The following is a 23,549-nucleotide window of genomic DNA, read 5'->3' as shown; positions in this document are numbered from 1 at the left end:
GTCCGCACGGGCGGATCCCCGGACCCGCCGGGCCGCCGCGGGCGGCCCGGCGACCGTCACGCCGGCGGCAGCGCGGCCTCGAGGTTGATCCACCGGTCGGCGGTCTGGCGGCGGCGGCACGCGATGAGGTGACTCGCCAGGATCACCGGCTGACCGCCGCGGACGCACACGTCCGCGCCGTCGCTGAGCACGCCGGCGACCAGGTCGGCCGGGGCGTCGTCGTCGACCAGCGCCACGATCCGGGTACGCGCGGACAGCGCGGCACGGGCCCGGACCACGTCCGGCCGCTTCGCGCCGCTGAGCAGCAGGATCTCCCCCGTGCGCACGTCGTCGAGGCCGGCGGCGAAGCGTAGCGTCCAGCCGCCGGGCAGGTGCGCGCCGAGAGCGGCCACCCGGCTGGGCCGGCCCAGCACGGCCACCACCGGGTCGGCGCGCTGCCGGTTGAGGTCCGGCGCGGGCAGCGCTGTGGAGTTGGGCGCGAACGCCCTGTTCTGGTCGGTGCGGTTCAGCTGCACGAGCATCTCGGACTCCCCCAAGCCGTCGTCGTCTACGCTGCCCACTCTTGCGGCCGAGGCTGAACCCACCGTGTGCCGTACCTGTGCGTCTGTTGTCAATGCCGCCGCTGCAGTCCCGGCAGCGGGTCGATCTGCTCACCGTCAGCGCATGTCGGCGCGGTCGCCCAGCGCGCGGGCCAGGGCCCGGCAGATCCGGCCGTGCCGGATGGCGTCGTCGGTGCTGACCAGCAGCACCGGGGTGCCCTGGATGCCGGCCCACAGCTCGAGGCGCCGGCCGTAGCGGCGCAGGTCCTCGACGGCGTTGACGGCCACCGCACCGGTGATGAGCCGGGCCATGGCCCGGACGACCACGAGCGCCGCGACGACGAGCGCCAGGCCGCGGCCGCCGAGGATCCACCGGCCGGCCAGGCAGATGCCGACCTGCGCCAGGCCGGCGCCGGTCAGCAGGGCCGCGGCGGCCAGCGACCGGCGGCCGAGGGCCCGGCGACGGACCCGCCAGACCCGCTCGATGTCGTCCAACGGATAGCGGAAGCCCGGCACGGAGAACGCCGCGGAGCTGACGCAGACCCCCGGGTCGTGGTAATAGATCCGCATCCGGCGCCCCTGTCACCGCAGCCCGGAGACGGTCAGCGGTTGCGCCACCGGTATTCGTCCACGGCGATAGCCGTGCCGGTCGCGCCCACGATCAGGAGGGTGAGCGCCACCCCCGCCGCTCCCCAGGCGACCATCGCCACCGACAGCAGCCCCCAGACCAGCCCGCCCAGGACGGCGAGCGCGGCCACGACCCGCCGGGACCGGCGCCGGCGGCCGGCCAGCGACGGATAGTCCGCGGTCAGGCGCGCGACGATCTGGTCGAACTGTCGTTCCCGGTCGTTGGTTCCCATCGGACCGACCTCCCGGCCAGATTCCGGCGTGTGCCTCTTGTCCGAAGACCTAGGCTAGGCCCCTCCCGCACGCCGCCGCCATGGATTCCGGCGGCCGATCCGCGACGGGCCGGCCGCGGACGCCGGACCGGTGAGGGCGCCGGGCGGGTCAGGGGCGGTGCACGGACCTGACCGTGTAGAGCCGCGGGTCCGCGGTGTGCGCGATCGACATGACCTCGAGCAGGTGCTCGCGGACCTCCGGCCGGCGCAGCATCTCCTCGTACGCCTCCAGGCTCGTCCACTGCGCGTAGTTCACCACGCGGGTGCGGTCGAGGCTGGCGTGCACGGTGGCGGAGATGAAGCCGGGCACCTGCGCGAAGATGTCGGTTGTCGCCTTGTCCAGGGCCATGACCAGGGCGTTCTGCCGCGTCTCGGCGACGGTGTAGATGTTGATGGCGGTGATCCCCGGCTTGCCGGCGGCGATGGTGGTCTCGGACATGCCCCCACGGTAGGGGGTGTCTCAGGTGGACGCGCGCCGGACGAGGCGGACCACGGCCGCGGCGTCGAGGACCGGCCGCTCACCGCCGCGGACGGCGGCGACGACCGTGGCGGCGAGGTGGGCGGCCACGGCGCGCTGGTCGGTGGTCACGGTGGTCAGCGCGGGAGCGGCGAGGCGCGCCGCCGGGAGGTCGTCGACGCCGACGAGCGCGAGGCCGGCGGGGGCGTCCAGGCCGGTGTCGCGCATCCCGGCCAGGACCGCCAGGGCGACTTCGTCGTTGTACGCGCAGACCGCCGTCACGCCGGCCGAGCGCCACGCGCGCACCGCCACCGCGGCGGCCTCGGCGTCCACGGCGACCGTGTGCACCTCGGGCTCCGGCAGCGCGCGTTCGGCGCACCCGGCGCGGACCCCGTCGAGGCGGGGCTCGGCGAAGATGCGGACCCGGGCGTCGTCGGGGTACGCGTACCCGATCCGCAGATGACCCGCGTCCGCGAGATGCGCGGCCTGCAGGCGCCCGATGCGCTCCTGGGTCGCCTGCAGTTCCCGGTGCGGCCGGGGTCCGGGGCCGAGCAGCGCCACGACCAGCGCGACCCCGGCGGCGCGCAGCGCCGCGATCCCCGCGTCCGAGAAGCCGGTGAAGGCGAGCACCGCGGCCGGGGTGATCGCCTTCCACAGGTCGCCGCCCGGCCGGTCCGCGGGGGTGCCGGGATGCACGACGAACGTCAGCCCGGCGGCGGCGAACTCGGTGGACAGGTGGGTCAGCAGGCTGCCGACCTCCTGGCCGATGGGCCAGTCCGGCAGCAGGCACAACACCACGTCGGAGCGGCCGGTACGCAGCGTGCGCGCGGCCGCGGAGGGCGCGTACCCGAGGGTGGCGGCGGCGTCGAGGACCCGGGCGCGGGTGGCGCCGGAGATCGTCTGGCGCGGGGTGTCGTTGAGGACATAGCTGACCGTCGCGCGGGACACCCCGGCGATGCGGGCCACGTCCGCGCTCGTCACGCGGCGGGCCGGACCATCCGTCACGGGAGCAAGTTACACGTGTCAGTCGCGCCCGCCGATCCCGGGATTAGCCGGCGCGATGCTGGGCATGCACGCGGGCATGATCACGACGCCGACCGCCGTGACCGCCCTGCAGGAGCTGGGCGTCGCGCTCAAGGACCTCGGGTACACCTTCACCACCGTCACCCCGGCCACCCACGCCCGGGTCAACCGCCGCCCGCGCAACGCGCTCGCCCGCGACCTGCGCGACGTGCTCGGGTGGAGCCGCCCGTTCGACCCCGGCACGCTGCCCGGGCGCATCGTCGAGCTGATGGACGCCGCCGGGGTGCTGGACCGCTCCGGCGAGCACTGGCGCAGCCGCGTACGGTTCTCCAGCTACGACGGCGAGCTGTTCGTCCACTCGGCGTTCCCCACCGACGCTCCCGACTCGGTGTTCTTCGGGCCGGACACCTACCGCATGGCCGACGCCGCCGCCGCGCATGTCGAGCGGCTCGGGCGTCCGGTACGCCGGGCGGTCGACATCGGCTGCGGCACCGGCACCGGGGCGATCACGGTGGCCAAACGCGCGCCCGGCGCCGACGTGCTGGGCGTGGACATCAACGACACCGCGCTGCGCTTCACCGAGGTCAACACCGCGCTCGCCGGCGTCGCGAACGTCAAGCCGTGCCACAGCGACCTGCTGTCGGGCGTGGACGGCGACTTCGACCTGATCATCTCCAACCCGCCGTTCATGATCGACCCGGCCGGGCGGGCGTACCGCGACGGCGGCGGCCCCGAGGGGCACGGCCTGTCGCTGAAGATCCTCGACGCGGCCAAGGAGCGGCTCGCCCCGGGCGGTTCACTCGTGCTGTTCAGCGGTACGGGCATCGCCGACGGCCGCGACCCGCTGCGGGCGGCCGCGGCGCAGAGCCTCGCGGGTACCGACCTCGAATGGGAGTATCGCGAGGTGGACCCCGACGTGTACGGCGAGGAGCTGGACGGCGCCGCGTACGCGCACGCCGAGCGGATCGCGGTGGTCGTGCTGATCGCGACCCGCCGGTGACCTCCGGGCTGACGCTGGGGGTCGAGGAGGAGTTCCTCCTGCTCGACCCCGTCACCGGCCACAACGCGCCGGTGGTGCCCAAGGTCATCGCCGCGCTGAGCGACGCGGCCCGCGGGCAGAGCCGGCTGGAGTTCCGGCTCAGCATGCTCGAAATGGTCACCCCGGTGTGCGCTGACCTGGCCGGTCTGGGCCACGAGCTCACCGGGCTGCGCCGGGCCGCGGCGGACGCGGCGGCCGAGGCGGGGGCGTTGCTCGTGCCGGTGGGCGCCACCCCGGTCGCCGAACCGGTCCGGGAGCCCGCCGACGATCCGCGCTTCCGTGCCATCGCCCGGCACTACGGCCCCATCGCGTACGACGCCGCCGTCTGCGGCTGCCACGTCCACGTGGGCGTGCCCGGCCGGGAGACCGCCGTACGGGTCTGCACCGAGCTGCGGCCGTGGCTGCCGGCCCTGCAGGCGCTCACGGCCAACTCCCCGTTCTACGCCGGCTCCGACACCGGGCACGCGAGCTGGCGGTCGCTGCAGCTCAAGCGCTGGCCCGCGCTCGGACCCTTCCCCGCGTTCACCTCCGGCGCCGACTACGACCGCACCGTCGCGTCGCTCGTGGCCTCCGGCGCGATGCTCGACCAGAGCATGATCCTCTGGTACGCGCGGCCGTCGGCCACCTACCCGACGGTCGAGGTCCGGGTCGCCGACGTCTGCCCGGCGCCCGCCGACACCGTGCTGCTCGCCGCCCTGATCCGCGGCCTGGTCGCCACGATCCTCGCCGGGGCCGGCCCGGCGGCGCCGATCGCCGATCACGTCCTCGAGGCCGCCCACTGGAACGCCGCCCACTCCGGCATGGACGGCACGCTGCTGGACCCGCGTACGGGCGAGACCCGCCCGGCCTGGGACCTCGTCGCCGACCTGCTGGACCTCGTCACCCCGGCGCTGCGGCGGCTCGGCGACGACACGGCCGTGGCGGCGGGCCTCGAACGCGTACGCGCGGAGGGCACCGGGGCGGCCCGCCAGCGCCGCCTGCTCGCCCGCGAGGGGAACCTCCCGGCCGTCCTGACCGCCATGGCGGTTTCGCCGTAACCCGTCAGCGGTTACATTGCCATCAGCATCATCGACGATCCTGGATGGCAGCCATGTCGGATCAGTTCACGATCGTGACCGACCCCGTCGCCGGCTCCGTGGCGCTCTCGGCCATCTTCGCGGTCCTGCCTCTGCTCACGCTGTTCGTGCTGCTCGGCGCCGTCCGCATGCGCGCCTGGCTCGCCGGGCTGATCTCGCTGCTCGTCGCGCTCGTGGTGGCGGTCGCGATCTACTCGATGCCGGTCGGCCAGGCGCTGCTGTCGGCGAGCGAGGGCGCCGCGTTCGGCTTCTTCCCGATCCTGTGGATCGTCATCAACGCGATCTGGGTCTACAACCTGACCGTCGTCAGCGGGCACTTCGACGTGCTGCGCCGCTCGATGGAACGGGTCAGCCCGGACATGCGCATCCAGGCCATCATCGTCGCGTTCTGCTTCGGGGCGCTGCTGGAGGCGCTCGCCGGCTTCGGCACCCCGGTGGCGGTCACCGTGGTCATGCTGATGGCTCTGGGCTTCCCGCCGCTGCGCGCGGCCTCGGTCGCGCTGATCGCCAACACCGCCCCGGTCGCGTTCGGCGCCCTCGCGACGCCGATCGTCACGCTGGGTACGGTCACCTCGGGCGCCAGCGACGACGCCCGGCTCACCACGGAGACGCTCGGCGCGATGGTCGGCCGGCAGACGCCACTGCTGGCGGTGGTCGTACCGCTGGTCCTCGTGGCCGTCATCGACGGCCGCCGCGGCGTCCGCCAGACCTGGCCGGCGGCGCTGGTCGCCGGCGTGGTCTTCGCCGCCGGGCAGTTCCTGGCGTCCAACTTCGTGTCGGTGCCGCTGACGGACATCATCGCGGCGCTGCTCGCGGCGGCGGCGGTCGTGCTGCTGCTGCGGTTCTGGCGGCCCGCGGAGACTCCCGACCTGCGTGAGCCGGGCGCTGCGGCTCCGCCCGCCGGCCGGCTCGCGGACGCGCCCGCGGCCTCCGGCACCCGCCCCTCCTCCCCGGGCCCGTCCTCCGGCGGGGCGGCCGTCGCCACCTCCGAGCGGCGCGACACCGGGGCCGAGGTGGCCCGCGCTTACGCGCCGTACCTGATCATCATTGCGATCTTCTCGATCGCGAACATCGGCGCGGTCAAGACGGCGCTGGCGAAGGAGCCGTGGACGGTCGCCTTCGCGTGGCCGGGCCTGCACGTGCTGGGCTCCAGCGGCAAGCCGCTGTCGTCGACGACGTTCACCCTGGGCTGGCTGCCGGCCGCCGGCACGCTGATGATCCTGGCGGGCCTGCTCACCGCGATCGTGCTGCGCATCCGTCCGGGCCGGGCCCTGAAGGCGTACGCCGGCACGTACGTGGAACTGCGCCACGCCATCGTGACGGTGATGGCGGTGCTGGCCCTGGCGTACGTGTTGAACCAGTCCGGCCAGACCAACACCCTCGGCGAGTTCCTGGCCGCGGCCGGCGGGCTGTTCGTCTTCCTCTCGTCGATCCTCGGCTGGATCGGCGTGGCCGTGACCGGCTCGGACACCTCGGCCAACGCGCTCTTCGGCGCGCTGCAGGTCCAGACGGCCGAGCGCGCCGGCCTCGACCCGCTGCTGCTCGCGGCGGCCAACTCCTCCGGCGGCGTGCTCGGCAAGATGATCAGCCCGCAGAACCTGGCGATCGCGGCGTCGGCGGTCGGCATGGCCGGCCGGGAGGGCGACATCTTCCGCCGGGTGGTGGGCTGGAGCCTGCTGCTCCTCCTGGTGATGTGCATCCTGGTCACGCTGCAGGGCACACCGGTGCTCAGCTGGATGGTGCCCTGACCGGCCCAGCAGCGCGGCGAACGCCGTCATCGCAGGGGTGCCGGTCATGCCCGGCATCGTAGGGGCCCCGCGCCGCACCGATCAGGCGAGACCGAGCCCGCGCCGGCCCGTCTCGTTCAGGTCCTGCGCCGTGAACCGGTTGGGCCACGTGCTCTCGTAGTGCTCCTCCGGGAAGTCGCTCGGGCTGTTCCCCAGCGCGAACGCCTCGCGCACGCTCTTCGCGTACCTTTCGTTGCGGGGGCACCACGGCGCCGCGGGGATGTACATGACGTTGCCCCAGCCCTGCTGATTCTCGACCGGCGCGACACTGTGGATCATGTCGCAGTGCCACCAGACCGAGTCGCCGGCCCGGACGTCCGGAATGCCGCTGACGGCCTCCATGAGCAGCGGGTGCCACTTCTCGCTCGCCGGGAAGACCTGGTTGACGGTGACGCCGCACATGTCGTCGTCCGGCACGTCGGGCAGCAGCGGGCGCAGCATCAGGTACGCCATCGCGCCCGGGATCGGGACGGTGTGCAGCACGCCCTGGTCGTGGGCCATGTCGGAGAGTGCGGTCCAGCCCTGGAACGTGCGGAACGCCGAGCACATGGTGCTGCCGGGGTACTGCGGGCCGTCCGTACGGTAGGCGGCGTCCCAGGGGTCGTACTGCTCGACCGTGCCGTCGAAGAGGTGCCGGAACGCCTTCTGGTACGCCTGGGTCATCCACAGGTCGAGCGTGCCCGGGTCGAGGTGCGTGCCCAGACCCTTGGACGACGCGCCCTCCGGGCGGCGGCGGATCCGGTCCGGGTAGAGCGAGTCGCGCTCCGGGTCGAACCACTGCACGCCGTCGGAAGTGTGCTTCCACTGGCTGTTGAGGAACGCCTGCACGCGCGCCATCCGGTCGCTCTGGCGCGCCTGCATCTGCGCGGGCGACCAGTAGATCGGGTAGATCTCGGGCTTCGAGCCGACACTGCCGAAGAAGTCGTCGCCGGGGCCGCGGTAGTTCTCGAAGAACCGGTTGCTCTCGACGTACTCGAGGATGTCGCGGTCCCAGCCGAGCGCCTGCTCGCGGTCGAAGTGGCCGCGGATCACCGCACAGCCGCGCCGCTTGAGCTTCGCGACCGTCTCGGCCGGCACGGCGCCGGCCGCGATGTCGGCGTACTCGATGACCGGCCAGATGGTCTCGCCGCGCTCGCGCGCGGCCTCGATCTCCTCGACCTCGGCCTTCACCTGCCGCTCGACGACGGCGAAGACCTCCTCGACGGTACGGCCGGAAGCGGCGATCCGGGCCCGCAGGGCGGTCTTGATCTCGCGGATCGCCGCCGTGAGGTCCTCGGGCGTCTCCTCCCAGTGCGGCAGGGCGGGCAGTTCCGTGGCGTTCGGAAGGGTCGGGGCGGACACAGCGGCGGCTCCTTCTAGTCAGCTCTCCTTACTTGAATGACCGTACGGCGCGCCGCACGTTCCAGGCAAGAGGCCTGACTAGAATCGGCACGTGGACCTCGTACGCGCGGCGACCGACGAACGGGTCCTGCGGGCCCTCATGGATCACCGCCGCCTGACCCGCGCCGAGTTGGCCGCCCTGATCGGCATCTCCAAGCCCACGGCCGGCGAGAGTGTCCGCCGGCTGAGCGAGGCCGGCCTGGTCGCGGACACGGGTGCCCGCACGCCGGGCGGGCGGGGACGCGGACGGGTCGGCTCCTACTACGCGCTCGCCGAGGACATCGGTACGGCGCTCGCGGTCGGCATCGCCCCGGAAGGCGCCGTCACCGAGGTGGTCGACGCGTACGGCGAGGTGATCGCCCGCGCCGAGCACGGGATCAGCAGACCGGCCCGCCCCGCCCAGGTCGCCGCCGCCGTACGCACGGTCGCCGCGCAGGCCGCCGGCAAGGCACCGGCTCCGCCGCGGCTGGCGGTCGTCAGCGCGGCCGACCCGGTCGACCGGGCCACCGGCCGGCTCGTCCAGCTGCCGGACGCGCCGTTCCTCGTCGGTGAGCTCGATCCCGTCGAGGTGCTGGCCGCGTCCGTCGCCGGGCCGGTCGTCGTCGACAACGACGTCAACTGGGCCGCCCAGGCGGAACGCGCGGCCGCCGATCCCCCGCTCGCCGACTTCGCGTACCTCTACCTGGGCGAGGGCCTGGGCTGCGCGCTCGTCAGCGACGACGAGGTACGCCGCGGCGCGACGGGCCTGGCCGGCGAGATCGCCCACCTCGTCACCACCGGCCCGCGGGACCGCGCCATGCCGCTGACCCGGGTCTTCGCCGAGTTGGGCCTGCACCGGCCGGGCACGACCGCCATCGACGTCGACAGACTCCTGGCCGCCGCTTCGACCCCGCTGCACGCCACACTCGGCCGGGCCGTCAGCGGGGTGCTCGCCGCGGTGGTGGCGCTGGCCGACCCGACGGCCGTCGTCATCGGCGGCCCCTGGGGCAGCGACCCCGCGATCCTGGAGGCGATCCGCGCCGGCTTCGCGGGCGGGCCCCGCCAGGTGGAGATCCGGGCCGCCGTCGTCCGCGAACGGCCGGCGCTGGCAGGCGCCCGCCTGGACGCCGCCCGGCGGCTGCGCGCCGACATCGTCGCCTCGGCCGGGTAGCGGCACGGAGACCGGCGTTGAACACGGACACACCGACCTCGAAAGGCTGCTCACTGATGACGCTCTCCGACCTCGGCCCCGCCGACCGCCACCGCGGGATCGCGGCGACGTTCACCGACCGCGTACGGTCCGCACAGGACTGGGACGCCCCGGCCCCGGTGTCCGGCTGGACGGCCCGCGACGTCGTGCGCCACCTCGTCGAATGGCTCCCGGCGCTGCTGGCCGGCGGCTCCGACGTCCACCTGCCCGCGACACCCGCCGTGGACGAGGACCCGGTCGCAGCCTGGGAGGCTCACTGCGAGGCGGTGCAGGCGGTGCTGGACGACCCGTCGTCGGCGGAGCGCACGCTGTCGAACCCGCACATCGGCGAGGTGCCGGTGGACCAGGCGATCGACCGCTTCTACACGACCGACGTCTTCCTGCACACGTGGGACCTGGCCCGCGCCACCGGCCAGGACGACCGGCTCGACCCGGACTTCTGCGCGGCCCTGCTGGCCGGGATGGAACCGCTGGACGAGATGCTGCGCGCGTCCGGCCAGTACGGGCCCCGCGTTCCTGTTCCGGCGGACGCGGACGCGTGTACGCGGCTGATCGGGTTCATCGGCCGCGACCCGTTCTGGACGGGGGGTCACCCCTCACCGGTGGCGTCGTAGACGAGCCGGTCCGGAGCACACAGGCGGGCTCCCGCCGCCACGCGATGCGCCGTCAGCCCACCGCGGTGGTCGAGGTGATCGACCGCCAGGCCCCGGACCAGCACGAGGAAGTCCGACACCATCCGGCGATGGCAGCGCCACCACAGGCTCTCGCTGCACATCACCGCGGTGCGGGCCTTCTCCGCGTCGGCGACCAGGGCGTCGGCCGCCTCGAGGAACTCCGCCGTCCGCATGTGCGCCGCGTAGCCGCGGAACGCCGGAACCTGCCACCACACGTCCGGGGATTCGGCCGGCACCGAGCGCCGGCCTCCGAGCCGCGGCTCCCAGCGGTACGAGACGCCCGCCTCGGGAAGCCACTGCTCGAGGGCATCCCGGCCGGCATGGGGGTGCGCCCGGCTACCCGGATAGCGCCGGACGTCCACGAGCAGCCGCACATCCGCGCCCTGCAGCAACGACGTGAGCTCCTGCTGCGAGGCGGCGCCGTGCCCGACGGTGATCAGACCCGTTTCCACGGCTCAGGCATACCCGGCCGGACGGCAAGCCACCCTTCTCACCCCGATGACGATCCACCGGCCGGCGCAGCCCGCGCTCAGCTGCCGCGCATCGCCCGGCGGACGGCTTCCGGCACGGTGACTGCCGACAGGGCGCCGGTGACCCGTACGTCCTGCGCCGCCGGTGCGGCATCGAACGGCGAGCCCTCGGGCTGGCAGACGAGGCCCGGCGGCGGCGCCTGCCCGGTCACCAGGTACTGGGTGACCTGGCCGTCCACGCAGGCGTTGCCCGCGATGAAGTACGCCGCGTGCCCCCACCCCGCGTACGACAGCAGTCGCGAGTGGGGCAGCAGCCGAGCCGCCGCCTCGGCGCCCTGGTAACGGGTGGCCGGGTCGAAGTAGTTGCCGACGACCAGCACCGGCGACGACGTCCGGGCGGTCCACGGGCCCAGACGGCGGTCCTGGCCGGCGGTGGGCGGCCAGGCGCGGCAGGCGCTCCAGGCCCAGTTCCAGATCCGGCCGAAGTAGCCGTCGCGGCGTTCGGCCGCGTCCGCGGCGCGCTGCCACGGGCGCAACGTCCTCGGGTTCAGCGTGTCGGAGCAGGCGACGCCCGGGGAGCCCTCCACGTCGTTCGGATAATCCTCCACGGCGTCCGCGGTGAGCCCGAGTCCCGTCCGGAGGGCCGCGAGCCGCTCACCCAGCGCGGCCGGCGGCACCTGGGCGTCCACGTCCGCGAGGAACCGCGCGAGGTCCGGCCACACGTCCGCCGCGTACAGCGCTCCCAGCGTCACGGCGATGAGGTCGTTGTAGGTGAACGTGGCCGGTTCCCCGGTGCCGGGGTCCACGATGACCGCCGGGTGGCGGCGCAGCGACGCGGCCAAGGCGGCGTACCGGCGGGCGGTGCCGCCGGAGAACGCGCATTCCGGGCCGGCCGCGTCGCACAGGCGGAAGAACTCGCCCAGCGTGCGCCGGGCCCCGTCGGCGCTGCCGATGCGGGTGCCGACCGGAACATCCCGGGCGCCGGTGCCGACCCAGGCGACCGGGTCGACCACGCCGTCGATGACCAGGGCACGGAAGCGGTCCGGGAACAGGTTGGCGTAGTTCTGGCCGAGCAGCGAGCCGTACGAGTAGCCGAGGTACGTGAGTTTGCGGTCGCCGAGCATCTGGCGCAGCAGATCCATGTCACGGGCCGCGTCGGCGCTGGACATGTGGTTGAGGATCGCCCCTCCGTGCCGGGCGCAGGCCGCGGCCAGCCGGTCGTCCGACACGCGTTGCACCTGTTCCTGCGCCGGCGTCTGCGGGTACGGGAACGGCGGCAGCACCGCGACGGCCTGCTCGTACGTGTCGAAGCAGCGCAGCGGCGTGCTGCGGTAGATGCCCCGCGGGTCGAAGCCGACGATGTCGAAGCGGGCACGCAGGCCGGCGGGCAGTTGCCTGCCGACGATGCGGACGAAGTCGACGCCGGAGCCGCCCGGGCCGCCGGGGTTGACCAGCAGCGAGCCGATGCGCGCGGTGGGCTGTTCAGCGGGCAGCCGGATCAGCGAGATCGCTATCTGGGCGTCCCGCGGCCGGTCGTAGTCCAGCGGAGCGGCGACGGTCGCGCACTGGAACCCGTCGTCGCACGCCGACCACGCGACGCGCGGGACGGCGGGCGGCGAGGACGCCGAGGCGGAGGCCGGCGGGGCGGCTCCGAGAACGGTCGTCACCACGAGGACGGCAAGCAGGGACTTCGGTCGCGTCATGCGGACTCCCCCGGCGTCAGGACCGCCGCGCCCCGCGGCGGCCACCCGATCCGGGGCCGAACATACTCGCGACCATCGATGAACGCTATCCCGCGCCCGGCGCGGACCGTCCCCCGTTCAGACGGCCGGCGCGTTCCAGCTGTCGATCGCCGGCGTGCCGTGGTCGAAGCCGAGCGTCGACAGCGTCGCCGTGTCCAGCCTCAGCAGCGCGCCTCCGCTCGGCGGCAGCCCGATCCAGCGCGCCCCCGCGACCCGCAGGCTGTGCCCGTGCGCGATCAGCGCGACGTCCCCGCGGTCGAGGAATTCGCGCGCCCGGGCGAGCACCCGGTCGAGCCGCTCCCCCACCTGCTCGGGCGACTCCCCGCCGGGGCACCCGTCGGTCCAGAGCGACCAGTCCGGCCGCGTCTCGCGGATCGTCGCCGTCGTGCTGCCCTCGTAGTCGCCGTAGTTCCATTCGGCGAGGTCCTCGGTGGTCTCCGTGACCTCCAGGCCGGCGAGCCCGGCGGTGCGCAGGGCCCGCTTGCGCGGGCTGGAGATCACGGCGGCGAAGGTGCGGCCCTGGAGCCTCTTCCCGGCCTCGCGGGCCTGCTGCTCGCCGGTCGCGGTCAGATCCAGATCCGTGTACGAGGTGTGCTTGCCCGCCGCGCTCCACTCGGTCTGTCCGTGCCGGATGAGCACGATCTCCGCCATGTCTCCCCCTGTTCGCTGGGTTCCTTGTACCCCCAGAACTGCTCAGTTCCCCGCGAGCAGCTCCTCGAACGAGGTTGTCAGCGCGAACGGGTCGGTGACCCGGGCCGGTTCGCGGCGTTCGATCTCGCGGGCCAGTTCCGCGGCGGCGCGTTCGACACGGGCGCGGAGCTCGTCGTCGCCGCCCCAGTCCTCGGAGGCGGCGTACACGGACGTGGGGACGGTGGCGGCCCGCAGGTACGCGAACATCGGCCGCAGCGCGTGCTCGAGTGCCAGCGAGTGGCGGGCTGTGCCGCCCGTCGCCGCGAGGAGCACCGGCTTGTCGTGCAGCGCGTCCTTCTCCAGCACGTCGAAGAACGATTTGAACAAGCCGCTGTACGAGGCGTTGAAGATCGGCGTCACGGCGATCAGGCCGTCCGCCGCCGCGACCGCGTCCAGGGCCTCCCGGAGCCGCGCCGGCGGGAAGCCGGTGAGCATGTGGTCCATCAGGTCGTGGGCGACGTCGCGGAGCTCGACGACGCGGACGGTCAGGTCGACGCCGAGACCGGCGGCCCGCTCCACCGCCGCCGCGGACAGCCGGTCCGCGAGCAGGCGGGTGGAGGAGGGCCGGCTCAGCCCCGCCGCGACGACGACGAGAGTGCGCTCGGTCATGCGACCGGAACCTCCTGGGACTCGCTCGCCGCCTTGGCGGCGAGCAGCGAAGCGTGGGTCGGGGCGTCGGGGACGTGCGCCGGCTTGAGCGCGGCGAACTCCTTGCGGAGCACGGGTACGACCTCCTCGCCGAGCAGGTCGAGCTGCTCGAGGACGGTCTTGAGCGGCAGGCCGGCGTGGTCCATCAGGAACAGCTGGCGCTGGTAGTCGCCGACGTACTCGCGGAAGCCGAGCGTACGGTCGATGACCTGCTGGGGGCTGCCGACCGTGAGCGGCGTCTCCCGACTGAAGTCCTCCAGGGACGGGCCGTGGCCGTAGACGGGGGCGTTGTCGAAGTACGGGCGGAACTCCTTGACCGCGTCCTGGCTGTTGCGGCGCATGAAGACCTGGCCGCCGAGGCCGACGATGGCCTGGTCGGCGCTGCCGTGGCCGTAGTGGGCGTAGCGCTCGCGGTACAGGGCGATCATGCGCTGGGTGTGCGACGCCGGCCAGAAGATGTGGTTGGCGAAGAAGCCGTCGCCGTAGTACGCGGCCTGCTCGGCGATCTCGGGGCTGCGGATCGAGCCGTGCCAGACGAACGGCGGGATGCCGTCGAGCGGGCGCGGCGTCGAGGTGAACGACTGCAGCGGCGTACGGTACTTGCCCTTCCAGTCGACGACGTGCTCGCGCCACAGCTTGTGCAGCAGGGCGTAGTTCTCGATGGCGAGCGGGATGCCGGCGCGGATGTCCTTGCCGAACCACGGGTACACGGGGCCGGTGTTGCCGCGGCCCATCATGAGGTCGACGCGGCCGTCGGCGAGGTGCTGCAGCATCGCGTAGTCCTCGGCGATCTTCACCGGGTCGTTGGTGGTGATCAGCGTGGTCGAGGTGCTCAGCAGCAGCGTGGAGGTCTGCGCGGCGATGTAGCCGAGCATCGTCGTCGGCGAGGACGGCACGAACGGCTCGTTGTGGTGCTCGCCGGTGGCGAACACGTCGAGGCCGACCTCCTCCGCCTTCTTCGCGATGGTCACCATCGCCTTGATGCGCTCGTGCTCGGTCGGCGCGCGCCCGGTCGTGGGGTCGGGCGTGACGTCGCCGACGGTGAAGATCCCGAACTGCATGACCGCTCCCGGTGTTCCGGTCGGGACCATCGGTCCCGGACTGACCCGCACAACTCCTTTGACTCCGCAATTATTTCACAGTCAAAGAATGGTGGGTCACCGGGCCGCGGTCAGGGCCTCCAGCCCCGATGCCTGGGTGCGCCAGTCACGCGCGTTCGGGTACGCGGCCGACGTCTGCCCGCTCCAGCGCTGCCCGATGCGGTTGAGCGCGTCCCGGTCGGCGGACCACAACCGGTCGGCCTGGGTACGCGCGTACGCCCGGTAGCCGGCGTCGCCGGTCACGTCGGCGAGGTCACCGAGGTACCGCATGAAGATGCCCTTGAACTGCTTGGCGTTGTCGTCGCACGTACGGTCGGCCGCGTCACAGGCCTCGGTGAGGATGCCGCCCCTGGTCAGCACCGGGGACGTGAGCGCCGCGTCGGCGAGCTGGCGGGCGGCCGCCAGCACAGCGGGGTCGCCGGCCGCCCGGTACACCTCGAGCGCGGCGCCGATCGCCAGGCCCTGGTTATAGGTGTAGACGGTCTGGCCGTTGTTGGCGCAGGAGCCGGTGAGCCCGTCGTTGACCAGGCCGGACGCGTTGATCAGGCCGCTGCGGGCGTACCAGTTCCAGCCGGCGACGGCCCGGTCGCGCCACGCCGTGTCGCCGGGGAGGCGGTTGTGCAGGGCCGCGGCGAGGCGGACGTACAGACCGATGGTGACGGCGTTCTTGTACGTGCGCTCACGGTCCCACCACACTCCCCCACCGCACGTCGAGGTGTCCCAGAAGCCGTGCACGTACGACGCGATCGTGACCGCCTCGTCCCGGTACCGGGTCTCGCCCGTGAGGTCGTACGCCTCGATCCAGGCCAGGCCCCACCAGGCCGCGTCGTCGATCGCGCGGCTGATGAAGTGTCCCTCGATCGCGTCCCCGCTCTTCACCCCGGCCGGGAAGGCGGCGCGGTTGACCTCGAAGGTGCGTCCGACGACCCACCGCAGATCGGTGCGCCCGGAACGCCGCATCCAGTTCATCAGGGCGGTGAGCGTAGCCGCGGAGTTCCACCAGCTCGAGGGCCACCACGCGGTGTCCGGCCGGTACGCCTGCATCAGCGCGTCGACGGCCGCGGCGGCACGGTCACCGGCCGGCCGGGCCCACGCCGTACAGCTGCCCTCGTTGCCGGTGACCGCCCGGCCGCAGGCCCGCAGCGCGCCGCCGTACAGCAGAAGCCGGGGATCCGCGGCCGCGAAGGCGGCCGTGCGGGTGGAGGCCGCCCCGGCCGGGACGCTCGTGCGCCCGAGGGACGATCCGCCGGGCCAGCTCGTTCCCTCGTCCCAGGACCGGTCGAGCCACACCTCGTCGCCGGGCGCGCCGCCGCCGATCGTGGCCCACATCATGCCGCGGTCGTCGGCGTGCAGGGCGATGGTCCGTCCGGCGAGCGTGGTGGCCGGGACCGGCCGGGCGTCGCCGGGCCCGGGCGCCGCACCGTCACAGGCGGCGTCGCAGGCTCGGGGGCGCACCCAGTCGGTGCACTGCACGGCCGCGGCGTCGCCGCAGGCGCGGACCATGCCGCGGCGGTGCGCGGCGGGGTCGGCGAGGTTGTGCATGAGCGTACGGGTGCCGGTCCACGTCGCCGGGACGCTCGCCTTGCCGAGCAGGCCCTCCCAGCCGGCACCGCCGTCCCAGGTGCGATCGATCCAGACCGAGTCACCGGGTACGGCGTTGTCGATGCTCGCCCAGGCCATCGCGTCGGCCTCGGACAGGTGCAGCGAGATCCGGCGCCCGTTGGGCGTGCGATCCGGTACGGGGAAGGTGTCCTGGCGAGCGGTGGACGGGTCGCGGCCGTCGCACGACACCGAGCACACGGCCGCCAGGGCCTGCACGGCTCGCGGGCCGGGTGAGGCCGGGTGGGGGACGGCGAGCAGGAGGACCAGGGCGATGGCGGCTCGGCGCATCCATTCATATTGACGTTTATAAATGGATTGTGACAAGAAGGCGGCCCCGGCGCTCGCGAGGTGCGCCGGGGCCGTCCGGTGTGGACTCAGCGGCCCTGCAGGGCCTTCACGTTGTCGCCGAAGGTCCAGCCCTTCGAGCCGTCCCAGTTGGCCGACCAGGTCATCAGCCCCTTGAGGCTGCCGTTGAGGCCGTTCCACGACTGGCTGACCAGCGACGGGCTCATGTAGCCGCCGCCCGCGCCCGGCTGCGCCGGCAGGCCGGGGACCTGCTTGTCGTACGGCACGCGGATCGTGGTGCCCTGGATGACGAGGCCGTTGTCGAGGCACTGGGTCTGCGTCACGAAGCCCTGGACCGTGCCGGCCGCGTACGAGTCGCCGGCGCAGCCGTACATGCTGCCGTTGTAGTACTGCATGTTCAGCCACCAGAGGCGGCCGTTGTCCGCGTACTTCTTGACGATCGGCAGGTACGCGCCCCAGATCGAGCCGTACGTGACGCTGCCGCCGGTGACGTACGCGGTCTCCGGCGCCATGGTGAGGCCGAAGGTCGACGGCATCTGGGCGAGCACGCCGTCGATGATGCGGACGAGGTTGGCCTGCGAGGCGGACAGCGTCCCGATGCTGCCGCTGCCGGACAGGCCGGTCTCGATGTCGATGTCGATGCCGTCGAAGTTGTACCGCTTGAGGATCGGCACGATGGTGGCGACGAACCGGTCCGCCACGACACTCGAGCTGAGGTCGATGCCGGCCGCCGCGCCGCCGATCGACATGAGCAGCGTCGCGCCGTTCGCCTTGGCCGTACACATCTCGGCGGGGGTGGCGACCTTCACGCCGGCGTCCATGCCGTTCTCCCAGAGCACCGTGCCGTCGGACCGGATCACCGGGAAGGCGAGGTTCAGCACGTTGTACCCGTGCTGCTTGAGCCGGGCGTCGGTGACCGGGATCCAGCCGAGCCCGGGGTGCACGCCGTTGCTCGCGCCGTCCCAGTTCTCCCAGTAGCCGACGAGCACCTTGCCGGCCGGCTTCGGCTTGACCGCGCAGGTGTCGGCACCCGGCGGCGTCGTGGTCGGCGGGGTGGTGGGTGGTGTCGTGGGCGGGGTGGTCGGGGGCGTCGTCGGCGGGGTGGTCGGCGGGGTCGTGCCGCCCGTGCACGCACCGAGGTCACGCCACAGCGACGGGGTGGCCACCGGATTCCAGCCCGCTCCCGGATAGGCGGTGTGGGTGACGAGCGCCGAATAGAGACGGCCGCCGTAGGTCACCTGCGTACCGGCGGTGTAAGTGTTCCCCTCGGCCCAGGCGGGTGCGGAACAGGCGACCGCGGCCGCCTGCAGCGGCGCCGCGCCGACGGCGGCCATGCCGTCGGGCGCGGCGATCACCGCCGTCGCCAGGGTCATCGCGGCGCCGGTGAACAGGGCGAGAACGGTACGTCGTTTCCTCATGGCGGCTCCCGGACGCATCGATGACCAGGCAGGTCCCCCACATCTTGACGTTCGTGAACTTGAATATCAAGGGTTGTTAACAGATCCAGCGCCGTCGACGTGATCCACGAAGCCGAGCAGGGTCCGCGCGAGCGCCTCGGGGGCCTCCAGCGCGGCATAGTGACCGACACCGTCGAGCTGCGCGGTGCTGATATCCCCGCCCGCTGCCCGCGACATGGTCGCCGCCGTGAACGGGCCGCCGCCGGCTCCGACCGCGAGCACGGGCATGTGCAACCCAGGCTTCTCGGCCAGCGCCCTGATCTCGGCACCTTCCCGCAGCATCGAGCGGTAGAGCCCGGCCGCGCCGCGCCAGCCGCCGGGGCGCGCATAGGCGCGGGCGAACTCCTCGATGTCGGCGTCCGTGATCGCTTCCGGGGTCGCGGTCATGGCCGGGAAGGCGTACCGGGCGAGGAAGTCGCGCTCACGGCCGGCCAGGAGCAGCTCGGGGATGCCGGGCGCGGCCAGCACGCCGATGTGCCAGCCGCCGCCGTGGGTGACGTCGGCGAGCCCCTCCAGGCCGAAGCCCGGCAGGCCCATCTCGACGGCGGTGAAGCTGCGGATGTCGCCCGGATACGTGGTGGCCAGGCGGAAGACCGTGGCCCCGGCGATGTCCTGGCCGGCGAGGTGGACCGGGCCGACGCCGAGGTGGTCGATCAGCTGGTGCAGATCCTCGGCGGCAACGGAGCTGTCGACCTCATCGGTCGCCGTGTCCGAGTCGCCGAAGCCGCGGAGGTCGACGGCGAAGACACGGTGGGTTTCCGCGAGCAGTGGGATGAGCTTGTGGAAGGCCCACCAGGTCTCGGGGAAGCCGTGCACGAGCAGGATCGGCGACCCGGCGGCGCCCGCGGCCACATAGTGCAGCTTCGTGCCGTTAACCCCGGCGGTGTGGTGCGTGATCATGACACTCCTCCAATAGACAGCCTGGGTGTCGAATACTAGACATCCTGGCTGTCGATCGTCCAGCGCGGTGCCGTAGCCTGTCGGTTGTGTCCCGCTCCGGCGCCGATCTGGCCCTGCTGCTGCTCGGCGGCTTCCGTACGCTCGTCGACGCGGCGATCGCCGAGCTGGCCCGGCGCGGCTACGAGGACGTGCGCCCGGTCCACGACTTCGCGATGCGCGCCATCGCCGCCGGCGCCGACAGCGCCTCCGAGCTGGGCCGCCGGCTGTCCATCACCAAGCAGTCGGCCGCGAAGACTATCGCGGTGCTGCAGGAGCGCGGGTACGTGGCCCGCGACACCGACCCGCACGACGCCCGGCGCAAGCGCCTGCAGGTCACCCCGCTGGGCTTCGAGGTGATGCGGCACGGCGAGGAGATCTTCGACGACCTGCGCCGGCGGTGGGAACAGCAGATCGGCGCCGCCCAGCTCGAGACGTTCGAGAAGCACCTGACGGCGTTGGTGGGGGCCCAGCCCGTGCGCTTCGACACGGCCGGCTACCTCGCGCGCGACCTCGGCGGCTCGTCCTGAGGCGCTAAGCCCAGGCCGCTACCCCGGCGCGCAACCTCGGCGGCTCAGCGTCAGGCGCCGGGCTCAGGCCGGCTACCCCGCGCGACCTCGGCGGCTCAACCTCAGGCGCCGGGCTCAAGCCGTCGGCACCCAGAAGCGGAGCTTGCCACCCGCCTCGTCCTGCAGGACGCCGCCGTTGCGTTCGATGACCCTGCGCGAGGCCACGTTGCCGACGTCGCACATCACCAGCGCGGTGGTGATCCCCAGGCCTCGCGCGACGGGCAGCGCGTCCCGCAGCATGTGCGTGGCGTACCCGCGGCGGCGCGCCGACGGCCGGACGTCGTAGCCGATGTGCCCGCCCACGCGGCGCAGCGCTTCGGTGAGCCGGTGCCGGATGGCGATGCGGCCCACGTAGCCGTCGCCGTCGAGCATCCACAGGTTCGTGGCCGGCACGTACCCCTCGGGCCGGGGCGCGTTCTCCCGCGCCTGGTCGAGCAGCCACCGCACGTACGCCGCGAAGCCCTCCGGCGAGCCCCACGAGCCGCCGAACGTCCGGATCTCCTGGCCGACCTCGGTGGAGTCCGTCGCGCCTCCGCGCCCCTCGGCCGCGAACTCGGCCATCGCGGCGAGGAACGAGCCTCGATATCGGACGTCGGGGACGGCCAGACGGCCGGGAGCAGCGGGAGTGGCCATGACGGTCAGGTGAGGACGATCGGATTGGACAGCACGGCCATGCGACCGTCGGGGTGGCGCACCTCGACGCGGACGTACGCGGGCTCCTCGGCCGTGGTCTCCCACCGCGCCTCGCCCGGCAGCTCGGCCTCGCGAACGCGTCCCCGGTCGGTGACGAAGCGGACCGTGCCGGAGGGCACCCCGTCGACCACGAAGCGAGCCACCGCGCCGCGGCCGCCGGTCTTCACCGTCGCGCCGATGTCCTCGGTGCGGCCGGCCGCGGTCACCGTGAAGGACAGGCCGATCCCGGGTGACCCGGCGATCCAGCTGCGACCGGCCCGGATCGCCGCGAGGATCGCGTCCGCGCTCCGCTCCCCGGCGAGGACGACGGTGTGCGGAACGGCGATCTGATCCCGCAGGTGCGTGTCGCTGTTGCCCATGGCCGGACGCCAGTCACCGGTCCGCACGCCGGCGCCGAGGTGGCGGCCCCACTCGGCCAGGGCCGCCTCGTTGTCGGCGTCCCACGGCAGATCCGAGGCCCACAACCCGTTCCAGACCTCGATCACATCGAAGCCCTCGAACGGAAACATGAAGACGCCCGAGGGGTACGGCGCGTGCGGATGCGCCACCACGCACAGGCCGCCGGCCCGGTGCACCGCCCGCACCTGCTCGTCGATCCGGTCGTCGCGGACGCCGTACCGCCAGTCGACGACGTGGCCGGGCGGGAGGCCGAGCGCGAGCCAGAGGCCGGTCGTCGTGGTCGCCTCCGGACCGAGGATGACCAGCAGGTCGTCACCGGCGAGCGCCGCCCACTCGGCGTGGGTGTCCGCGGTGTTGTGCTCGGTGACCGCGACGAAGTCCAGCCCGGCCCGGCGGGCGGCGGGCCGCAAGCTCGGCCGGGGTGAGCTCGCCGCCGTACGACCGCTGCGAGTGGACGTGGCAGTCACCGCGATACCAACGCATGGACACCGGCCGATCGTAGTCGTCAGGGTGTGGCGGCGGTCTTCATGGCGGGCGATGAGTACACGCTGGACACCCGGAAACCGCCCAGCCACACCGTCAACCGTTCCGCTTCCGCCTCGAGCAGGCGTCGCCCCGCGGCCGGCACGTCCTCCAGCAGGCGGATCCGCACCACTCCCGCCGCGTCCTGGACCCAGCAGCCCACCACCCGGCCGTCTACCCAGGCCGTCGTGCCGGCGTTGCCGCGGGTGTCGAAGATCTGGTCACGGTACGGGCCGAGGTAGAAGTCCCGGCCCCGCCAGCCCATGACCGTCGGGTCGAGGACCGGCAGCAGCGCCGCCCAGGGGCCCGGGTCGGGTGGCTCCTCGATGTCGCCGGGGAGGAGCCAGCCGGTCGCTGCGTGGTCGAGGGAGACGGGGACCGCGTCGAGGGCGGCCAGGGCCGCGCGGACCACCGTCTTCGTGGAGCCGAGCCACCAGGTGAGGTCGTCCTCCGTGCCGGGGCCGAACGAGGCCAGCCAGCGGCGGACGAGCTCGCGGTAGCCGTCCGCCGGGCCCAGATGCGGCGGCACGTAGCCGAGCCAGTGCCGCATCAGCGTCCAGCGCGGGCGGGAGGCGTGCCAGCCGGCGGTGTTGGTGCCGCGCACGATGTCGGCGGTGGCGCCGAGGTGGGTGAGCACCCGGTGCGCGGACCACACCTCCCCCGCGGTGGCCGCCACCTTCACGTCGATCATGGGCACGGCCAGGCGGATCTCCTGCGCCGGGCGGCCCTCGGGGGCGTCGGCGAGGGCCGCCAGCACCCCGGCACGGGCCTGGTCGAGCCAGTCGAAGCCGTCCGCGGCGAGTCCCGCCTTCACCGTGTCCCGGGTCATGCGGGCCCTTTCGGTAGCCGCGACCCGGGCGGAGGCGCTGGGCCACACCGCGGGCAGCAGATCCCGGGGGAACACGAACAGGGTGCGGCGCATCGCCAGCTGCTTGACCAGGCTGCGGTCGGAATACAGGGCGCGGTCGACGTCGGCGGGGGTGATCGCGCCGGTGCGGGCCCAGCAGGACAGGTAGACGGTGGCCGGCTCGGTCGCGTGCAGGACGGCCACCGCCCGGGTGGCGGCCTCCGGCGAGCCGGCGCGGAAGGCGGGGGCCAGCGCATGCCGCACCGCGAGGCGGGCCCGCCGTTCCCGGTCGGTCACGTGGCGCACAGTCGGGCTCACCGCCAGCGCACCTGCAACGGCAGACCGACGAACGTCGCATACGGCTGGAGGGCCGCCTCCGCGCGTCCGCGGGCCGCCTTGCTCAGCGGAACGAGGGGGAAGACCTCCACGGTCACCGCCTTGGCGCCGATGGTCCGCTTCCAGGTCGCCACCGTGCGGCCGCGCTCGACGAGGGTGGCCTGGAAGACGCCGTTGCCGCCCGGGACGACGGCGGTGAAGTGCTCCGGGTCGAGCATGAGGTCGCGGTCCTTGTAGCCGAGCATGTACTCGTCGAAGCCCGGCAACGCGACCCATCCGTCGACGGCCGCCGGACCCGCGTCCACGGACACCCGGGCCGTGCCGACGGCCGGCGGGTCTGCGTCCAGGGCCTCCGCTTCCAGGGCCGCCGCGTCGGCGATCATCTCGGTGCCGTCCACGCGGACGCAGGTGAGGGCGTCCCCGGCGCCGGCGATGCCCGCCTTCACGTCGGCCAGGGTCAGCCCGGTCCAGCGGGCCAGGTCCTGCCGTGTGGCGGGACCGTGGCTGCGGAAGTAGCGCAGCGCGATGGTGGCCAGCGCCTCCTCCCGGGACGGGCGGCGGGGCTCCGGCACCCACTCGTCGAGCAGCACGAACGTCTGTTCCTTGCCGATGTTGGGGGCGATGCAGGTGACGGCGCGCTGGCTCGCGTACCAGAGGAGGTGGTAGCCCATCTGACCGCTCAGCTCGACGCCGCCCTCGGCGAGCGCGGCCAGGCACTCGGCTCGCGTGAGCCGGCGGCCGCCGGCGAGAGCCTGCGCGAGGACCTCGACGCCGCGGTCGGCGGTCTTCTCGGACAGGCCGATGGTCTCCCGGCGTTTCGCCGCGCCGGCCAGCGCGCGCACGCCCATGAGCTCGAGCATCCAGTGGGCGTCGGCCGGCGGCACGAGGTGCACGGTGCCGCGCATCGGCCAGGTGCGGATCGCCTCGCGGCGCTCCAGGGCCTCGGTGACGGCGGCGGCGGTCGAGCCGGGCAGGCGGACGCCGAGCGACCACAGCCCGCTGGCCATGTCCTGGGCCTGCATCGCGCCGAACCACTCGACGATGCCGGCCACCGTGCCGGGCCGCTCGGGAGCGGAGAGCAGCAGGCTGCGCATCCGCAGCGCCAGAGCTTGATCAGCCGTCAGGTCTTGATCGGTCGTCAGGTCCACGGCACGAGCGTAGGGCGACCC

At 73.5% G+C, this 23,549-nt stretch carries 24 protein-coding genes; 6 read left to right on the top strand and 18 right to left on the bottom strand.

Annotated features, from left to right (window positions below; all coding sequences use genetic code 11):
* Nucleotides 1-56: 56 nt before the first annotated feature.
* The 5 genes from AB0K03_RS13715 to AB0K03_RS13695 form a co-directional block, all read right to left on the bottom strand.
* Nucleotides 57-521 carry a hypothetical protein gene (locus tag AB0K03_RS13715; protein WP_364684064.1) on the bottom strand — a complete coding sequence of 155 codons (465 nt, stop codon included), beginning with the start codon at nt 519-521 and terminating at the stop codon, nt 57-59.
* Nucleotides 522-656: 135 nt separating this feature from the next.
* Nucleotides 657-1,109, bottom strand: coding sequence for a DUF6232 family protein (locus AB0K03_RS13710; RefSeq protein WP_364684062.1), 453 nt, complete (start codon nt 1,107-1,109; stop codon nt 657-659).
* Nucleotides 1,110-1,141: 32 nt separating this feature from the next.
* On the bottom strand, nt 1,142-1,399 hold the full coding sequence (locus AB0K03_RS13705) for a hypothetical protein (protein WP_364684060.1): 258 nt from the start codon (nt 1,397-1,399) through the stop codon (nt 1,142-1,144).
* Between the two features lie 148 nt (nt 1,400-1,547).
* Nucleotides 1,548-1,877 (bottom strand): antibiotic biosynthesis monooxygenase, encoded by a 330-nt coding sequence (locus tag AB0K03_RS13700; RefSeq protein WP_364684058.1) that lies wholly within the window; start codon nt 1,875-1,877, stop codon nt 1,548-1,550.
* Nucleotides 1,878-1,898: 21 nt separating this feature from the next.
* A complete protein-coding gene (locus AB0K03_RS13695; protein ID WP_364684056.1) occupies nt 1,899-2,900 on the bottom strand; it encodes a LacI family DNA-binding transcriptional regulator in 1,002 nt (333 codons plus the stop codon).
* Between the two features lie 76 nt (nt 2,901-2,976).
* Between AB0K03_RS13695 and AB0K03_RS13690 the strand changes: the two genes are divergently transcribed.
* From AB0K03_RS13690 to AB0K03_RS13680, 3 genes are read left to right on the top strand one after another with little or no spacing between them, the layout of a single operon-like run.
* On the top strand, nt 2,977-3,918 hold the full coding sequence (locus tag AB0K03_RS13690; RefSeq protein WP_364684054.1) for a class I SAM-dependent methyltransferase: 942 nt from the start codon (nt 2,977-2,979) through the stop codon (nt 3,916-3,918).
* Nucleotides 3,915-4,994 (top strand): glutamate--cysteine ligase, encoded by a 1,080-nt coding sequence (locus tag AB0K03_RS13685; protein WP_364684052.1) that lies wholly within the window; start codon nt 3,915-3,917, stop codon nt 4,992-4,994. The genes AB0K03_RS13690 and AB0K03_RS13685 overlap by 4 nt, the downstream gene beginning before the upstream one ends.
* Nucleotides 4,995-5,038: 44 nt before the next feature.
* A complete protein-coding gene (locus tag AB0K03_RS13680) occupies nt 5,039-6,781 on the top strand; it encodes an L-lactate permease (protein ID WP_364684050.1) in 1,743 nt (580 codons plus the stop codon).
* An 81-nt stretch (nt 6,782-6,862) separates the two neighbouring features.
* Here the strand turns inward: AB0K03_RS13680 and AB0K03_RS13675 are convergent, their stop codons facing one another.
* Entirely contained in the window at nt 6,863-8,161 is a 1,299-nt protein-coding gene (locus AB0K03_RS13675; protein WP_364684049.1) for a DUF1479 domain-containing protein, read from the bottom strand.
* Nucleotides 8,162-8,252: 91 nt separating this feature from the next.
* On the opposite strand from AB0K03_RS13675, the gene AB0K03_RS13670 reads away from it, so the two are divergent.
* Nucleotides 8,253-9,350 (top strand): ROK family transcriptional regulator, encoded by a 1,098-nt coding sequence (locus AB0K03_RS13670; protein ID WP_364684047.1) that lies wholly within the window; start codon nt 8,253-8,255, stop codon nt 9,348-9,350.
* Nucleotides 9,351-9,406: 56 nt separating this feature from the next.
* Nucleotides 9,407-10,003: a TIGR03086 family metal-binding protein gene (locus tag AB0K03_RS13665; protein WP_364684045.1), complete on the top strand. Its 597-nt coding sequence runs from the start codon at nt 9,407-9,409 to the stop codon at nt 10,001-10,003.
* On the opposite strand, the gene AB0K03_RS13660 is transcribed toward AB0K03_RS13665, so the two are convergent.
* The 8 genes from AB0K03_RS13660 to AB0K03_RS13625 form a co-directional block, all read right to left on the bottom strand.
* Nucleotides 9,979-10,515, bottom strand: a complete 537-nt coding sequence (locus AB0K03_RS13660) for a DUF488 domain-containing protein (RefSeq protein WP_364684043.1) — start codon at nt 10,513-10,515, stop codon at nt 9,979-9,981. The genes AB0K03_RS13665 and AB0K03_RS13660 overlap by 25 nt on opposite strands.
* A gap of 77 nt (nt 10,516-10,592) precedes the next feature.
* On the bottom strand, nt 10,593-12,236 hold the full coding sequence (locus AB0K03_RS13655) for an alpha/beta hydrolase (RefSeq protein WP_364684041.1): 1,644 nt from the start codon (nt 12,234-12,236) through the stop codon (nt 10,593-10,595).
* Nucleotides 12,237-12,353: 117 nt separating this feature from the next.
* Nucleotides 12,354-12,926 carry a histidine phosphatase family protein gene (locus AB0K03_RS13650; protein ID WP_364684039.1) on the bottom strand — a complete coding sequence of 191 codons (573 nt, stop codon included), beginning with the start codon at nt 12,924-12,926 and terminating at the stop codon, nt 12,354-12,356.
* Nucleotides 12,927-12,968: 42 nt separating this feature from the next.
* A complete protein-coding gene (locus tag AB0K03_RS13645; RefSeq protein WP_364684037.1) occupies nt 12,969-13,574 on the bottom strand; it encodes an FMN reductase in 606 nt (201 codons plus the stop codon).
* Nucleotides 13,571-14,674: an LLM class flavin-dependent oxidoreductase gene (locus AB0K03_RS13640; RefSeq protein ID WP_364684036.1), complete on the bottom strand. Its 1,104-nt coding sequence runs from the start codon at nt 14,672-14,674 to the stop codon at nt 13,571-13,573. Before AB0K03_RS13640 ends, AB0K03_RS13645 begins: the two co-directional genes overlap by 4 nt.
* Nucleotides 14,675-14,770: 96 nt before the next feature.
* Entirely contained in the window at nt 14,771-16,603 is a 1,833-nt protein-coding gene (locus tag AB0K03_RS13635; protein ID WP_364684034.1) for a glycoside hydrolase family 76 protein, read from the bottom strand.
* Nucleotides 16,604-16,689: 86 nt separating this feature from the next.
* Entirely contained in the window at nt 16,690-18,039 is a 1,350-nt protein-coding gene (locus tag AB0K03_RS13630) for a carbohydrate-binding protein (RefSeq protein ID WP_364684032.1), read from the bottom strand.
* A 66-nt stretch (nt 18,040-18,105) separates the two neighbouring features.
* Complete coding sequence (locus tag AB0K03_RS13625; protein WP_364684030.1) at nt 18,106-18,978, bottom strand: alpha/beta hydrolase; 873 nt, start codon at nt 18,976-18,978, stop codon at nt 18,106-18,108.
* A gap of 86 nt (nt 18,979-19,064) precedes the next feature.
* Here AB0K03_RS13625 and AB0K03_RS13620 point away from each other — a divergent pair, with 86 nt between their 5' ends.
* The gene (locus AB0K03_RS13620; protein ID WP_364684029.1) at nt 19,065-19,544 is read left to right on the top strand and encodes a MarR family winged helix-turn-helix transcriptional regulator; all 480 of its coding nucleotides are present in this window, start codon (nt 19,065-19,067) and stop codon (nt 19,542-19,544) included.
* Between the two features lie 114 nt (nt 19,545-19,658).
* On the opposite strand, the gene AB0K03_RS13615 is transcribed toward AB0K03_RS13620, so the two are convergent.
* Genes AB0K03_RS13615 through AB0K03_RS13600 form a run of 4 tightly spaced genes read right to left on the bottom strand, consistent with a single transcriptional unit; the run spans nt 19,659 to nt 23,474 of the window.
* On the bottom strand, nt 19,659-20,216 hold the full coding sequence (locus AB0K03_RS13615; protein WP_364684027.1) for a GNAT family N-acetyltransferase: 558 nt from the start codon (nt 20,214-20,216) through the stop codon (nt 19,659-19,661).
* A gap of 5 nt (nt 20,217-20,221) precedes the next feature.
* On the bottom strand, nt 20,222-21,142 hold the full coding sequence (locus tag AB0K03_RS13610) for a CehA/McbA family metallohydrolase (protein WP_364684026.1): 921 nt from the start codon (nt 21,140-21,142) through the stop codon (nt 20,222-20,224).
* A 38-nt stretch (nt 21,143-21,180) separates the two neighbouring features.
* Nucleotides 21,181-22,362 carry a winged helix DNA-binding domain-containing protein gene (locus tag AB0K03_RS13605; protein ID WP_364684024.1) on the bottom strand — a complete coding sequence of 394 codons (1,182 nt, stop codon included), beginning with the start codon at nt 22,360-22,362 and terminating at the stop codon, nt 21,181-21,183.
* Complete coding sequence (locus AB0K03_RS13600) at nt 22,359-23,474, bottom strand: winged helix DNA-binding domain-containing protein (RefSeq protein WP_364684330.1); 1,116 nt, start codon at nt 23,472-23,474, stop codon at nt 22,359-22,361. Before AB0K03_RS13600 ends, AB0K03_RS13605 begins: the two co-directional genes overlap by 4 nt.
* Nucleotides 23,475-23,549: the final 75 nt, after the last annotated feature.

The sequence above is a fragment of the Actinoplanes sp. NPDC049316 genome, from assembly GCF_040677315.1.
Taxonomy (GTDB): Bacteria; Actinomycetota; Actinomycetes; order Mycobacteriales; family Micromonosporaceae; genus Actinoplanes.
Note: the sequence above shows the minus strand (reverse complement) of the source record. Positions and strands in the feature narration are given on the sequence as shown.

Coding starts and splice junctions, on each gene's coding strand:
- AB0K03_RS13635 (WP_364684034.1), bottom strand. CDS start 16,603: ATGCGCCGAGCCGCCATCGCCCTGGTCCTCCTGCTCGCCGTCCCCCAC.
- AB0K03_RS13705 (WP_364684060.1), bottom strand. CDS start 1,399: ATGGGAACCAACGACCGGGAACGACAGTTCGACCAGATCGTCGCGCGC.
- AB0K03_RS13640 (WP_364684036.1), bottom strand. CDS start 14,674: ATGCAGTTCGGGATCTTCACCGTCGGCGACGTCACGCCCGACCCCACG.
- AB0K03_RS13650 (WP_364684039.1), bottom strand. CDS start 12,926: ATGGCGGAGATCGTGCTCATCCGGCACGGACAGACCGAGTGGAGCGCG.
- AB0K03_RS13600 (WP_364684330.1), bottom strand. CDS start 23,474: ATGCGCAGCCTGCTGCTCTCCGCTCCCGAGCGGCCCGGCACGGTGGCC.
- AB0K03_RS13680 (WP_364684050.1), top strand. CDS start 5,039: ATGGCAGCCATGTCGGATCAGTTCACGATCGTGACCGACCCCGTCGCC.
- AB0K03_RS13700 (WP_364684058.1), bottom strand. CDS start 1,877: ATGTCCGAGACCACCATCGCCGCCGGCAAGCCGGGGATCACCGCCATC.
- AB0K03_RS13630 (WP_364684032.1), bottom strand. CDS start 18,039: ATGAGGAAACGACGTACCGTTCTCGCCCTGTTCACCGGCGCCGCGATG.
- AB0K03_RS13655 (WP_364684041.1), bottom strand. CDS start 12,236: ATGACGCGACCGAAGTCCCTGCTTGCCGTCCTCGTGGTGACGACCGTT.
- AB0K03_RS13665 (WP_364684045.1), top strand. CDS start 9,407: ATGACGCTCTCCGACCTCGGCCCCGCCGACCGCCACCGCGGGATCGCG.
- AB0K03_RS13710 (WP_364684062.1), bottom strand. CDS start 1,109: ATGCGGATCTATTACCACGACCCGGGGGTCTGCGTCAGCTCCGCGGCG.
- AB0K03_RS13690 (WP_364684054.1), top strand. CDS start 2,977: ATGATCACGACGCCGACCGCCGTGACCGCCCTGCAGGAGCTGGGCGTC.
- AB0K03_RS13615 (WP_364684027.1), bottom strand. CDS start 20,216: ATGGCCACTCCCGCTGCTCCCGGCCGTCTGGCCGTCCCCGACGTCCGA.
- AB0K03_RS13645 (WP_364684037.1), bottom strand. CDS start 13,574: ATGACCGAGCGCACTCTCGTCGTCGTCGCGGCGGGGCTGAGCCGGCCC.
- AB0K03_RS13715 (WP_364684064.1), bottom strand. CDS start 521: ATGCTCGTGCAGCTGAACCGCACCGACCAGAACAGGGCGTTCGCGCCC.
- AB0K03_RS13625 (WP_364684030.1), bottom strand. CDS start 18,978: ATGATCACGCACCACACCGCCGGGGTTAACGGCACGAAGCTGCACTAT.